We start from the raw sequence: 12,908 nt of genomic DNA, 5'->3' as shown, positions 1-12,908 counted from the left end.
ATCCCGTATCCCTGCGTCACTCCCTGAGCAAACGCGAGACGGCGCATGGTGCGTCTGCACTCGCCCTTCGGGCTCCTTACGACGCACCGCAGCGCACTCCAATTCGCCTCACGAAGCGATTCCCACGCCGGCAGGAAATGAGTCTCAATCCAACATCGAAGGCGTCCGCCGCCATTTGAACGCGCTTCCTGACCGCCGCTCACAAACGGGCAGCCCGACTACGAGCACGTGTGCATTGTGCCATCCGATATCATGGGGTTACCACTTGCGCGGAGCCCGCACCATGAAACGAGCCACCGAGATAGCCGACCTCGCCCTGAAGGTGCTGTCGTGTCTCGCCATCATCGGCGCGGGGGGATGGGCGGCGTGGGTGTTCTGGCTCGGCGGCTCGACAGACTGGCAGGACAACATCACGCTTGAGACCGAGGTACTGCCCTACCATGACGACTTGCGTCTGCTGGTCATCCATGCCAAGTCAAAGAACCCCCGCAATGCGACCTTCGAACTCGACAGCACGCAGCATGACTCGTACCAGATGCGCGTGCGCAAGCTGGCTTCTGACGCCAAGGCCGGGACCGTGTTCCACGAGGACGACGGCGATGTGATCGCGAGTATCGATCTGCTGAAGCTGGCGGGCGATAACTACGAGTTCCTGCCGGGCGCGGAAATGGATGACATGCAGACCATCGTGCTGCCGCTCGGCACCACCGTGCAGGTGATAGCAGAGATGAAAATCCATACTGGCGCGCGTGACGCGCACGGCCAGCCCGATATGGATGAGAACGCCACCTCGACGGTTGTCCACATTGCGCCGTGACGCGCAACTTTGTGGATGAAATGGTTATGGGTTGTTTGCCTACGGTTGGTAAGGAGACTGCGTTGCCCAAAAAGTCCAAAACGCCAAGCCTCACCCTCCGTGACTTGAGCACAACTTCATTTTCCGCCGACGTGCTGACGAATGCATTCAATGTCGGCGAAGAACTCGGGGATGCCACGCCCTTCAGGATCGAAGCATCGTATTCGCGTGATCCGGACGAGCATGAGTTCTACTTGCTTCGTGTCGGGCATGCGCTCGCTCAAGTTCTCGCGCTCTGCGACCAGTTGGAGGACATTCCTGCTTACATTAAACATGCGCGGGTGACCAAGGCGTTGCGCAGCGCAGGCATTCATCGGCATGACCTGCTGGTGTATCACCTGGAAAATTACTTTGTCCGATGTCAGAGTCTTTACGACCGCACACTTACGCTTGTCGACGCGGTATTCCATCTTCAAAACGCACCGACGCAAATGAAAGACTTTGTCGTGCTCGGCAACCTAAAGGTAGATCGTACGGATGTCCCGAAGCGCGTCAAGGCACTTGGCAAACTGCTGCAACGTTACCGGACGGTACGAAACGAAGTTGCCCATCAACGAACGCTCCAGACCGACGAAATCCGTCGACTTGAAATGTATGGAATATTGATCGCTGCAAGGGAACAAAAATCGGACCCGCCGGATTCCCGCCACACAACATTGCAGGAAATTCGTCACGAGGAGGAGGCGTGGATCATTTGTTCCAAGGTCAAAGAGTTCGACGCGTTCAATCGCAATCTGAGCGATGCGATGCATGGGTTACTCGACGAAATTGCTCCGCACTACACGACCCAGGAGAGGCGACTGAGGCATGTCCTTGAAAAGCCGTGAAGCTGGGCGAAGCCGCCGTTGGGATGTCCAAGTCAATATTTGTGCCACTGTCCGAAGATGGCCGTTCAGCGACGTTTTGGAAGCCTTACGTCCCGCGCCGCCGGTTGTCTTGATTCGGCCCGAGACCAGATCATCGGCCACTCCACGCCGGGAGTCGGCGCAAGGTACGGGCACGGTTAAGCATCATTGCGCCACTTGATCTTCCACGGAGCATTCAAGATTTCCGGGCATTGACCGTTAAACATGGAGAAAACGTCCACAGCTAACAACAGCACCTTCCTCAGGCGGTATTAATGTATCTCTTTGTTGACACCGAAACGAGCGGGTTAAGCCGAGCGACCAGCAGATCAGTCCAAATCGCTTGGATTCTCTCGGATAAGCACGGACATGTCTTGACGGAAGAGAGCCATGTTATTCGGCCCGTGGGTTTTGAAATTGGGATCGGGGCGCAAAGGGTTCATGGAATTTCGAAGGCTAAAGCCATGCAAGTCGGCGTTGGCATTGTGGACGTTCTCAAGTCATTTAAGCGCTCGCTCGATCAGTCTGTCGTGCTTGTCGGGCACAATATTCAATACGATGTCGCCATTCTCCAAAATGATATACGTGCAGCGGGATTGGATTTGTCGCTAATCAACATTCCGAACATATGCACGATGAAGGCGTCCACGAATTGGTGCCGGTTGTCGAAGCTCAACGGTGCGAGTGGGTTTAAGTTCCCAACGCTGAATGAACTATATTTTCGGTGCTTTGGTGAGCAATTTGGTGGTGCCCATGATGCGCTGAACGACATTAGAGCAACAAAACGCTGCTTCTTTAAGCTGATAGATCATGACGTTATCGCGCCCTACAGCGTTGAAGACCAGTCAAGATCGGACGCGACGCCGCTATTCAAAACAGCCGCTGCCAAAACAAAAAACGATTTAACCAACGGAAAAACAAATTCGCGTTGCAGCAAGAAAGACGTTCAGATCGAATTCAATGTTTTTAAAAGCACCGTTGATCGATTCACGCGGACGATGGCTGTGAACGGCGCGTGCCAGAAATGTGGAACTCGTTTCTCTGTCACGCTAAGTCGCGGCGAATCATCTGCGCGCTGTCCAGAATGCTTTTCGTCAGTGATTTTTAGCGGCAGCTGGTATTGAATGACGCGATAATTTGAATTCGGTTGCACTCCGTAGTCGAAAAAAGTTCTCGGCATCGGAGAACAAGGGCAGTCTTAAGAGCCGCATCTAACGTCTGCAAAGGCCGAACGCCGCGTCGCGAACTTTCCGCGCTCTGGTGACTGCTTTCGGAGTGGAGCTGCCGTCTCAATGTCCGAGCCACCCTTCAAACGAAAGTCCCTTGATGGCCGAACCCGGTCCGATGAAGACCTGCTCAAGCAAAACCAGAGCGGTCTCACGTTGTCGCGTTGGCGTTACGATGTCTCAAGGGAGTCTAGAAGAAGTCGCGCGAAGGAGGGAAGGCAGAAGAGCGCCCGTCGCTGAGAAACGGCTGAAACGTTGACACCGCCGCGATCCGGCCAGGCGATAGTCGCCAGTCGAGATCATGTTGACCGGCCTTTTCTATATGCGCGACAGTTACTGGGACAGAACAAAGGTATCCTTGGGGCCGATCGAGGCATACGCCCGGCGCCATCTGCGCGTCGCCGGCATCACCGGCACGGCAATCACTTTGTCGCTGCTCGACGCCCGCGACGAACAGCGCGGGACTTCGCCGCTGCTCAATCTGAAAGAGGGTGTCGGTCTCGAGATCGCCCATCTCAGCGCCTTGCTGCCGTCGATCGCGACCGTTGTGTGGGACTTCTCGAGCGCACCGGCAAACGGCACCTCAGAACTGGTGTCATTGGCGATCTGAAAGTCGTCAAAAACTTACGGTGTGAAACTCACCGCGTGGAACCGAATTTTCTTGGCTCATTTTCTTTGGGGCCGGTTTGTCTAAAGCCTGGTTCTTCTTTATTTTTCTTCGCTCCGTTCTCCTGCTTCCTTGTAATTGCCGCATTCTCAGCGGATTAGCCACTGTGGTGAGTCGCGGCGCAGAACCAGCTTGACCCTTGATCCCGCCATCGTGCTATCGCTTCATCAATGTGAATTTGAAACCGTCCGTTTTCATCGAATTCCACGCCGCTGGTGACAACTGGCGACTGTTTCCGACGGCATCCGCGTGGTGCTCTCGATCAAAGACACACAGACACCCTCCGGCGCACAGGCGGAGGGGCAACTGCGCGGCATAGCCGCCCGACTTGTCGTCTTCGTTGGCCATGGCAGCTGAGCGCCGAACCTCTGTCGCGGGGAGCCGGAGGACGAGTAGATCTTCTGTCGTACGGATAGCTGGCCTATATCGACGCGAACCAAGCCGCGTCGTGCTAGATGACGGTGTAGATCGAGGCGACGGACATTCGTTCGGATCGATACGCAAAGAGGCGCCGCCCCAGGAATAGAATTACCCCGGTCACGGTCGCTTCCGACGGCGGAGCTAGGGTCAACGGCGATAGACTACAAGCGTGAATCGCTCCGGGTGAATGATGAAATGGATGCGTGCCGTAGTTGCTTTGGCAGCCCTCCCATTGGCGGCTCACGCGACCGCTGCGCCCGATGCCAGCAGTCTGCAGGCGCTTGACGCGCGCCTTGCTGACGCAAAGCAGGCGGCGACAGCGGCAGGCAACGCCGCCAACACCATCTGCGGGAATGCGGGCTACGCTATGGCTCAACGGGAGTCGGGGCTGCCCAACAACGCCGATACGCAGTTCACGCAATGCATGGACGCCATGCAAGCGAGCAACGACGCAACCGGCTTTGTTGGTTCCCTGTACGAGCAGCGCTCGCATTTGACTGGGCAACCGCTGCCCAAAGAGTATGCGTGCAAGGGCGAACCAAGTCTCGGCGCGCCACACCCGGACGTCGCAGGCCACTATACCCTGTGCCGCAAGGGTCACCGTTAGCCTCGAAGCTAAGACAGAACTCTCCTTTCTATGGAAAGCGCCAAATCCAAGCAGAGCCGCGCCAGAGGTTCGGAAGGCGAACTCGCAAAGTTCGCGCCCCGGTTTTTGCGTGGACGGCTCGACGGATTCCAGAAAGACATGCAAATATGCCTCACGGGAATTCCTGATCCGAGGCACCCGAGCAAGGAAACCCACGCATACTTTCCAGCGCTGATGGCGTGTTGCAGCATGTTGGAGTACATGGCGTGCTTCTATCGTGGACCGGGTAAAAACACGAAGAACACGTTTGTTGCCGGTTGGAAAGACATAGCCAGCTTCCTTGATACTTTCCTTCCGGGTGTCTACCAGCACGATGCAGTGCGGGTCTTACACGACTTCGTAAGGAACGCGGTAGCACATCGAAGCATCCTATCTGGTGTCTGGGTTGACGAAGATAAACGGAATGAAAGACGCCGGCTGGAAGATCTATGAGGACTTCGACGGCCCCGCCATTCAGATCAAGAAGGACACTGGCTCGATTAGGCGCGACTCGCCCTGGGAATGCCCTCACACACATCGAGTGCACGTTCGACTCGGCAAGTTCTCGGACGATATTTCTACATCTATCGAAAACTATATTGTTGAACTTGAACGATCCGCTGAGCTGCAAGAGAAATTCGAGAAATGCTTGAGGTATCTGTATCCAACCGATGCCTAGCTTCGGGCCTTCCAGAACACGGCCACGCTGGCCTATGCTACCGGCCTGGTTCGCGCGGGCAAGAGTGCTCGCACACGTGCCTTCGTTGCACCGCTAAATTCGCGCAGGAATCGTTCATGCTGATCTAGCGTGCCGAACCTCGGAGGATCACGCCATGTGCTATCAGGGGTGCCGTCAATAAAGGGATTTTTTCGTGCGCCAAGCGCTCAGGGCGTGCGTCCCGAGCGTCGCTGAACGACCCCTATGCTCAGGTCACAACTATGCGCAGATGGTTAGTCGCTGACGGCGCCGACCCAAGCATGGCACAGCTCTGGCAAGGCGGGCGAGCAAGGATCTGGACATAGTTCTCGTCTGTGGATGCAGTGATGGTCCCACTTCTGGAGATCACCATGGGCATCGTTCGCCGCCCCCACTGCACTGGCATAGACGGTTTCGCCGACCGGCCGTGGATAACTCTCGAAAGCCAGTTCATGGCGTGCACAGAACGGGTACCGCTCCATACGACTACGATGCACCTGTTGCAGGCGGGCGTTCTGCGTATTTCGGGGAAGGTGAACGCTCGTTTCGGTGAAGTCGAACAAGCGGGAGGACAGTGCTGCGTAGTGTATGGATTGTAGCGTGAGTGTTCGGGATCAGGTGACGTCAAGCAGCATGGTCGGTCACGATGGGGCCATATTTTCTCCTTTTTCATGCAACTGATCGTCGCCGTTACTGCGTAACGAAGTGTCGGCGAAGTACGTACGCCACTGCATCGAATCGAGTTCAATATCCGCGAGGATGCGCTCGTCTTCCCGATGACCAGCTGCTCGATCAACGCCCGTTGCGTTACTGCGTAACGACGCGCCAGTCTCGCAAGTGCCAGGGAGGCGCGGGTGTCGATCCAGACGCTCAGGCGTCGCTCGCCATTGCCATCATTGCCTGCATGAGGACGCCGCGCCCTGTACGTGGCTTGCCGTTGCGTAGTTGTTTTTGCCATTTCTTCTCCAATCTGATTTTGTTACCCGGTAACGGCTTCGCACGTGCGTTACTGCATAACGTTGCCGTCGGCGACATAGTTGTCTGGTTTGTGCTTTTTGCGCATCGAATCGCCCTTGAGCTGGATCTTGTGGGCCTGATGCACGAGACGATCGAGAATGGCGTCTGCAAGCGTTGGATCCTGCAGCCACGCGTGCCAGTGCTCCAGGGGAAGCTGTGATGTGATGATGGTCGAGCGGGTGCCGACGCGATCGTCGATCACTTCGAGCAGATCGTTGCGCGCGCCTTGGTCGAGGTCCTGCAGACCCCAGTCATCCAGCAGCAGGACGTCCGTCTTTGCGAGCTGTGCGAGCCGCCGGGAGAAGCTGCCGTCGCCGTGCGCGATCCTCAGTTCCTCGAACAGGCGGGCGACGCGTATGTAGAGGACCGAGAAGCCTTGCCGGCAGGCCTGCTGGGCGAACGCGCAAGCCACCCAGGTCTTGCCCGCGCCCGTTGGGCCGCTCAGGATAAGGTTCTGGGCATTGCGGATCCAGTCGCAGCCGGCGAGCGTGGCGACGACACGCTGGTCCAGTCCGCGACTCTGCCGGTATTCAATGTCCTCGATGCAGGCCTGCGGGTTCTTCAGTCTGGCCGCCTTCAGCAGGCGTTCAAGCCGCCGCGTGTCGCGCCACGCCAGTTCGCGATCGACGACCATGGCGAAGCGGTCCTCGAATGAGAGGCTCGAACTGGCGCTCAGCGCGACCTGTTCCTCGAAGGCGCGTGCCATGCCGTCGAGCTTGAGGGCTTTGAGCTGGGAGAGAGTTTGCTGCATCAACATCGTGACCTCCTGGGGTCAGTGGTAATAGTCGGGACCGCGCACGTTCTCGTGCTCGGGCGAGCGCCATTCGGTGAGCTGTAACGGGAGTGCCGGCTGCTGGTCCAGACCGGACTCGAGAATCGAGAGTACGGAACGGCGGGTGAGCGAACCGATGATGAGCGCCCGCTGGCAGGCCGCCTCAAGGCGTTCCTTGCCCATACTTGCGGGCGAGCCCCAGCAGGCCGAGGCAGGCCCGGTAACCCATCTCCGGATGCGGGCGGTTGGTCAGCAGGTGGTTGACGATCGCCTCGGCGCCGGGGCCGATCGAGGCGCCCCAGTTCAGAAGGCGACCCGGTGTCCATTCCATGTGCGCGCGGTGCGCCGCGGGCATGTGTTCGGGCAGTGTGGTGTATTTGCCCTTGAGCCGGCTGCGCGCGTGGGCCGCGACACGCTTGCCGCTGTGCAGGATCTCGACGCCATGACGGGTGACGCGCGCATCGACTTCCTGACGCACCAGGCTGTGGGGCACGCTGTAATAATGATGGTCGACCTCGACGTGGTAATCGATGTTCACACGGCACTTCTGGAACGTGGCGATCTCATACCGGCGCGCAGGCAGTGCGCGCAGCGCAGGCTGGTCGAGCCGCTCGAACCATTCACGGCGGTTACCATCGAGCTTCCTGAACGGGCGCTGGTTCAGCTCGGTGATGAGCAGGCCGATCGCCTTGTTCAGTTCGGCGAGGCTGAAGAAGCGATGATTGCGCAGCCGGGCGAGAATCCAGCGTTCGACGATCTGCACGCCGACTTCGACCTTGGCCTTGTCCTGAGGCTTGCGCGGACGCGCCGGCAGCATCGCGGTGGCGTAGTGGTTCACAAAGTCCTGCGCGGTACGGCCGAGTCCGGGCTCGTACCGGTCGGGTTTCGCAATCAGCGCACGCGGGTTATCTGGCACGATCAGCTCGGGTACGCCGCCACAGAACTCCATCGCGCCGATCAGCCCGCCGATCCAGTCCGGGGTTGCCTCCGAGGGTGTTGCGCAGGCATACGTGTAATTCGATGCGCCGAGCACGGCTACAAAGATGTGCGCCTTAAAGGCGACGTCGGCGTCGCGAGCGAGGATCGGCATGGTTTGCCCAGCGAAGTCGGCAAACAGCTTCTCGCCGGCGCGGTGCTGCTGACGCATCGAGCGCTTCAGTGTCTGCGCCCAGTCCTTGTAGCGCTGGCAGAACTGCGTATAGCGATAGGCCCGCTTGCCGGGATGGGCCTCGACGTACTCCTCCCAGAGCAGTTGCAACGTCACGCCCTTGCGCCGCAGTTCCCGGTGAATTACGTTGCAATCCGGCTCGATCCATCTGGCCGGCATGGGTGACGACGCCAGTGACAGGACGCGCCGCTCAAGCTCGTCTTCTTCCAGAGGTTCGACCGACGCCCAGTCCAGTCCTGCCGCCGTGGCAAGCTGAAGATACTGCGTGATCGTCCCCAGACCGACGCCGAGGGCGCCCTGCACCTGTCGGTGCGTGAGGTTGCATGCCCACTTCAGGCGGAGTACTTCCTTGATTTTGCGCATGGTTGTCCGGTGTGCCGGCATCGTCGGTCGCTCCAAAAAGGAGCCACCTTAACGCCAGCGGATTGGCCCATACGCAGCACCGCCATCACGAAACCGATGCTCCGTTCCGGTTTGCCGAACACCGATTCCGGGAACCCGAACAGGCGTTTCGGCATCTCGAACAACCGTTTCGGAACACCCGCGCATCTGTTCGACTTCAACCGAAACGCGTGTTCATCTTCCAGCGAAAACCCTGTTCGGCTTCAACCGAAATGTCTGTTCGGCTTCGCCGAAATACGCAGGCGTTCCATTCAACGTGATCGCCTTGTGGCTCGCTCACGAGAGCCCGATGACAAGCCATCGCTACATCGAAGCTGACCTCGCGATGAAGGAGAAAGCGCTCGGTCGGCTAGAGGCGCCCGATGCCAGGATTCGCCGGTATCAGGCGCCGGACTCGTTGCTTCGATTCCTGCAGACGCTGTAACTATGCGTAGGCTCCACCAGCCCCTACCGCACCCCTTAAGGGGCTGGCCGCGTTCGCTATAACCATCTGCGCACAGTTGTGACCTGAGCATAGTGGCCGCTGTACTAAACCGCTGACGCGGTAGTGGGAGGGAAGCGGAGGTCAGTGCCTGGCGTTCGGTCAGGACGGTTATGGCTACGCTGAAAAAGGTCAACGCCGTTGGGCGGTAAGACGTTAAATGCGGATGAAACAACAGACCCTTGCGATGGCGGCCGATCAAGGCGCCGGATTCGAACAGTATCGACGACCAACCAAACGTGATGTGTTCCTTGAGACGATGGAGCAGATCGTACCGTGGACGCAATTGTGCGAGGTTGTCGAGCCGCACTATCCGAAGGGGCAAGGCGGGCGCCCGCCAGTTGGCCTGGAGCGCATGCTGCGCATGCACTTTGTGCAGCACTGGTTCAACCTGGCGGATGAAGCCTGCGAGGAAGCGCTGCTGGACAGCACCGCATTGCGGCGATTCGTTGGGATTGACCTAGGGCGCGAGCGCGTTCCCGATGGCACGACGCTGTTGAAGTTTCGCCGGCTGCTGGAGCGCAACAAGCTCGGCGAGCAATTGTTCGCCAAGGTCGGCGAGGTACTGCAAGGGCACGGCCTGAAGGTTGGCACCGGCACCATCGTGGATGCCACCATCATCGGTGCGCCCAGTTCCACGAAGAACGCGGACAAGGCGCGAGACCCCGAAATGCATCAGACGAGGAAGGGCCAGCAGTGGTACTTCGGCATGAAGCTGCACGTCGGCGTGGATAGTCAGACGGGGCTGGCACACAGCGCGGTAGTGACGGCTGCGAACGTGCATGACAAGCATCCGCTGCCGGCGCTGCTGCATGGCGCCGAGCGGCGTGTGTATGGTGACAGCGCGTATGCGAGCCAGAAGGAACTCATCGCCAGCAAGGCACCGCAAGCGAAGGACTTTACCAACCAGCGTGTGCGCAGGCGAAGTGGTGAGGTCGATGACACCAGACGCTCGAAGAACCGCAACAAGTCGAAGATACGTGCGCGGGTCGAGCACGTCTTTGCGGTGGTCAAGCGGCTGTGGGGTTTCGTCAAGGTGCGCTATCGCGGTCTGGCGAAGAACGCCACGCGCGCCTTCACCGCACTGGCGTTGAGCAACATCTACATGAGCCGCGAGCGGCTCATGGCACAGGTGCGTCCATGATGGGCCAAAGTGGGTCGAGAGACCCGCTTGCAAGGCCCTTCAGGGCAAGAAAATCGAACCAATCGCGTCGCTGATCTCGCATTCCGACATTCAGCAGCAAACCGTCGCCGAAAACGGTGGCTTCTTCAGCGAATGAAAGGGACTTCCCCCGTCCCGAGGCTGCGGTGGAAGCCGCGAATTGGTATCACAGTGCCATGATGGAGTCTCGAACCTTCATCAACACCAACAAGAGGGGAAGTCCATGCCTGTTGTCACCGTGGGAATCGATCTGGCCAAGAACGTGTTTGCGATTCACGGAGTGGACGAGTCCGGCAAGGTTGTGCTGGTTAGGCCGCGCGTCATGCGGGACCAACTCATCTTGCTCATCGCCCAGCTGCCGCCTTGCCTCATCGGCATGGAAGCCTGTTCCGGCGCCCATCACTGGGCCCGCCTGTTCCAGCAATATGGCCACACCGTGAAGCTGATGGCGCCGAAGCTCGTGGCACCGTACCGTATGTCGGGCAAGCGCAGCAAGAACGACGCGGCGGACGCAGCGGCGATCTGTGAGGCGGTTACACGTCCGAGCATGCGCTTCGTGCCGCTGAAGGACGAACACCAGCAGGCGACACTCTGCCTGCATCGAACGCGGCAGGGCTTTGTCGACGAACGGACCGCAATCTACAACCGGATACGTGGCCTGCTTTCTGAATTCGGCGTGGTGCTGCCGCAAAGCCCGGAGCGTCTGCGAAGAGAGATCACAGTCCATCTCGATTCTTTACCCAGTTGGGCCAATCGCTGTATCAGCGATCTGCTTGAGCACGCAGGCAACATCGAGGCCCGGCTTGCCGAATACGACCGCGCGATTCGCCAAATTGCGCGCGATGACGAACGTAGCCGGCGGCTTATGCAGTTGCGCGGTATCGGCCCGACCACGGCGAGCGCACTGCTTGCGAGCCTCGGTGCCGGACATGACTTCAAAAATGGTCGCCAGGTAGGCGCGTGGCTCGGATTGACGCCGGGGCAGCATAGCAGCGGCGGCAAGCAGCGGCTTGGCAGCATCACGAAGGCGGGCGACGCCTACCTGCGCTGTCTGCTGGTGAACGGTGCGCGCGCCGTCATCGCGAATCTCGGCGAGAAGCAGGACCGCTTCAGCCGTTGGGTGAGAAGCCTCGTTGAGCGGCGCGGATATTGGCGCGCGGCCGTGGCGATCGCAGCCAAGAATGCGCGAATGGCGTGGGCGGTCCTCAAGTACGGCGACGACTTCAAGCACGAGCCAGCCGCCGCGTGAGCTCCACGGATGTGTTCATCAACCGCATACCGATAAGAAGCAACGGTACCATGAGCGAATAAACGATCACTTTGCACTGCCAGCGGTGATGTGAAGCGGGTTGGACCTGCGCGAGGCATACCTGATAAGGCTACAGGGATTTCATTCCCGGTCAGCGAACGAGGCCCTTGCGCGCGTCTTTCATCAGGGTCCGGGCCGTCAGCCCAACATGACCGGTTGTAGTACCGCAGTCCTTCACCTTCTCACACGACGTCGGCAAGGCAACATTGCGACAACAGAAAACCACATTTGTGCTTGCGCTCAATGGGGAAGCCCTTGTAGTAGCCTTATCGGATGCCGGGGCACGAGGAAGGGACGAGCAGGCGGCCAGGAGCAGCATGGAGGTGCCCGACCGGGCATGCCATCCCCTGTCTCCTGGAGGTTCGTCATGACACTGCTCCGCCAACGCATGCTGCACGACATGCAGATCCGCAACCTTGCTGTCACCACGCAGAAGACCTATCTCCTGCAGGTTGCCAGTTTCGCCGTGCACTTCCGCCGCTCACCCGAGGTGCTCGGTCCAGAAGAGATCCGTGCCTGGATTATCCACCTGACCAACGAACGCAAGCTCGCGCCAGCCAGTGTCCAACTCGCCGTAGGCTCGCTGCGCTTCCTGTACCGCATCACGCTCAGGCGGGACTGGAGTGACGAGGATTTCCCGTTGCCCAAACGGCCCGTGAAGCTGCCCGTCATCCTGAGCTTCGAGGAAGTCACGCGTTTCTTCGAGTCGATTCCCAGCCTGAAGCAGCGCGCCATCCTGATGACGGCCTATGCGGCGGGCCTGCGTGTCTCCGAAGTCGTGCATCTGAAGGTCACCGATATCGACAGCCAGCGGATGATGATCCGTGTCCGCCAGGGTAAAGGCCGTAAGGACCGCTACGTAATGCTCTCGCCGCGTCTGCTCGAGGTCCTGAGACTGTACTGGCAGGACGCCCACCCGAGGGAATGGCTCTTTCCAGGCAGCATTCCGGGGCGGCCCATCAGCCGCCATGCCGTGGGCGACGCATGCCAGCTTGCACGTGAGCGCAGCGGCATCACGAAACCCGTTACACCACATTCCTTGAGGCACGCGTTCGCCACTCATCTGCTGGAAACCGGTGCCGACGTACGCCGGATCCAGCTGCTCATGGGACATCGCAGCATGGCGACCACGGCACGGTATTACCGGCCGAAAGTTGTTATGTGCAGTGTTGAATCCCGCTCGCGATAGCAAAGGTTTCCCGTCGTCGGAACTCTACATAAAAGTTTGGGCAGGATGTGGAGGCCCGCATTCCAAAAAACG

At 59.1% G+C, this 12,908-nt stretch carries 10 protein-coding genes and 1 pseudogene; 9 read left to right on the top strand and 2 right to left on the bottom strand.

Annotated elements, in window-relative coordinates:
• Nucleotides 1–283 precede the first annotated feature (283 nt).
• The 5 genes from F6X39_RS30755 (at nucleotide 284) to F6X39_RS30735 (ending at nucleotide 4,621) form a co-directional block, all read left to right on the top strand.
• Nucleotides 284–817 carry a hypothetical protein gene (locus F6X39_RS30755; protein ID WP_187619356.1) on the top strand — a complete coding sequence of 178 codons (534 nt, stop codon included), beginning with the start codon at nucleotides 284–286 and terminating at the stop codon, nucleotides 815–817.
• 62 nt (nucleotides 818–879) lie between these two features.
• Nucleotides 880–1,683 carry a Cthe_2314 family HEPN domain-containing protein gene (locus F6X39_RS30750; protein WP_187619355.1) on the top strand — a complete coding sequence of 268 codons (804 nt, stop codon included), beginning with the start codon at nucleotides 880–882 and terminating at the stop codon, nucleotides 1,681–1,683.
• A gap of 293 nt (nucleotides 1,684–1,976) precedes the next feature.
• Nucleotides 1,977–2,825 carry a 3'-5' exonuclease gene (locus F6X39_RS30745; protein WP_187619354.1) on the top strand — a complete coding sequence of 283 codons (849 nt, stop codon included), beginning with the start codon at nucleotides 1,977–1,979 and terminating at the stop codon, nucleotides 2,823–2,825.
• Between the two features lie 403 nt (nucleotides 2,826–3,228).
• On the top strand, nucleotides 3,229–3,537 hold the full coding sequence (locus tag F6X39_RS30740; RefSeq protein ID WP_187619353.1) for a hypothetical protein: 309 nt from the start codon (nucleotides 3,229–3,231) through the stop codon (nucleotides 3,535–3,537).
• A gap of 664 nt (nucleotides 3,538–4,201) precedes the next feature.
• Nucleotides 4,202–4,621 (top strand): hypothetical protein, encoded by a 420-nt coding sequence (locus F6X39_RS30735; RefSeq protein WP_187619352.1) that lies wholly within the window; start codon nucleotides 4,202–4,204, stop codon nucleotides 4,619–4,621.
• A 1,721-nt stretch (nucleotides 4,622–6,342) separates the two neighbouring features.
• On the opposite strand, the gene istB is transcribed toward F6X39_RS30735, so the two are convergent.
• Nucleotides 6,343–7,110: an IS21-like element helper ATPase IstB gene (gene istB, locus F6X39_RS30730; RefSeq protein ID WP_187619351.1), complete on the bottom strand. Its 768-nt coding sequence runs from the start codon at nucleotides 7,108–7,110 to the stop codon at nucleotides 6,343–6,345.
• 15 nt (nucleotides 7,111–7,125) lie between these two features.
• A pseudogene (istA, locus tag F6X39_RS30725) lies at nucleotides 7,126–8,677 on the bottom strand (IS21 family transposase).
• A 307-nt stretch (nucleotides 8,678–8,984) separates the two neighbouring features.
• On the opposite strand from istA, the gene F6X39_RS37110 reads away from it, so the two are divergent.
• The 4 genes from F6X39_RS37110 to F6X39_RS30705 all read left to right on the top strand — a co-directional run bounded on the left by F6X39_RS37110 (nucleotide 8,985) and on the right by F6X39_RS30705 (nucleotide 12,836).
• Entirely contained in the window at nucleotides 8,985–9,119 is a 135-nt protein-coding gene (locus F6X39_RS37110; RefSeq protein ID WP_262414872.1) for a hypothetical protein, read from the top strand.
• 223 nt (nucleotides 9,120–9,342) lie between these two features.
• A complete protein-coding gene (locus F6X39_RS30715; RefSeq protein WP_187619350.1) occupies nucleotides 9,343–10,320 on the top strand; it encodes an IS5 family transposase in 978 nt (325 codons plus the stop codon).
• Nucleotides 10,321–10,561: 241 nt separating this feature from the next.
• Entirely contained in the window at nucleotides 10,562–11,587 is a 1,026-nt protein-coding gene (locus tag F6X39_RS30710) for an IS110 family transposase (protein ID WP_187619349.1), read from the top strand.
• A gap of 427 nt (nucleotides 11,588–12,014) precedes the next feature.
• Nucleotides 12,015–12,836 carry a tyrosine-type recombinase/integrase gene (locus F6X39_RS30705; RefSeq protein ID WP_187619348.1) on the top strand — a complete coding sequence of 274 codons (822 nt, stop codon included), beginning with the start codon at nucleotides 12,015–12,017 and terminating at the stop codon, nucleotides 12,834–12,836.
• Nucleotides 12,837–12,908 lie beyond the last annotated feature (72 nt).

This window comes from Paraburkholderia sp. UCT2, from assembly GCF_014397665.1.
Taxonomy (GTDB): Bacteria; Pseudomonadota; Gammaproteobacteria; order Burkholderiales; family Burkholderiaceae; genus Paraburkholderia; species Paraburkholderia tuberum.
Note: the sequence above shows the minus strand (reverse complement) of the source record. Positions and strands in the feature narration are given on the sequence as shown.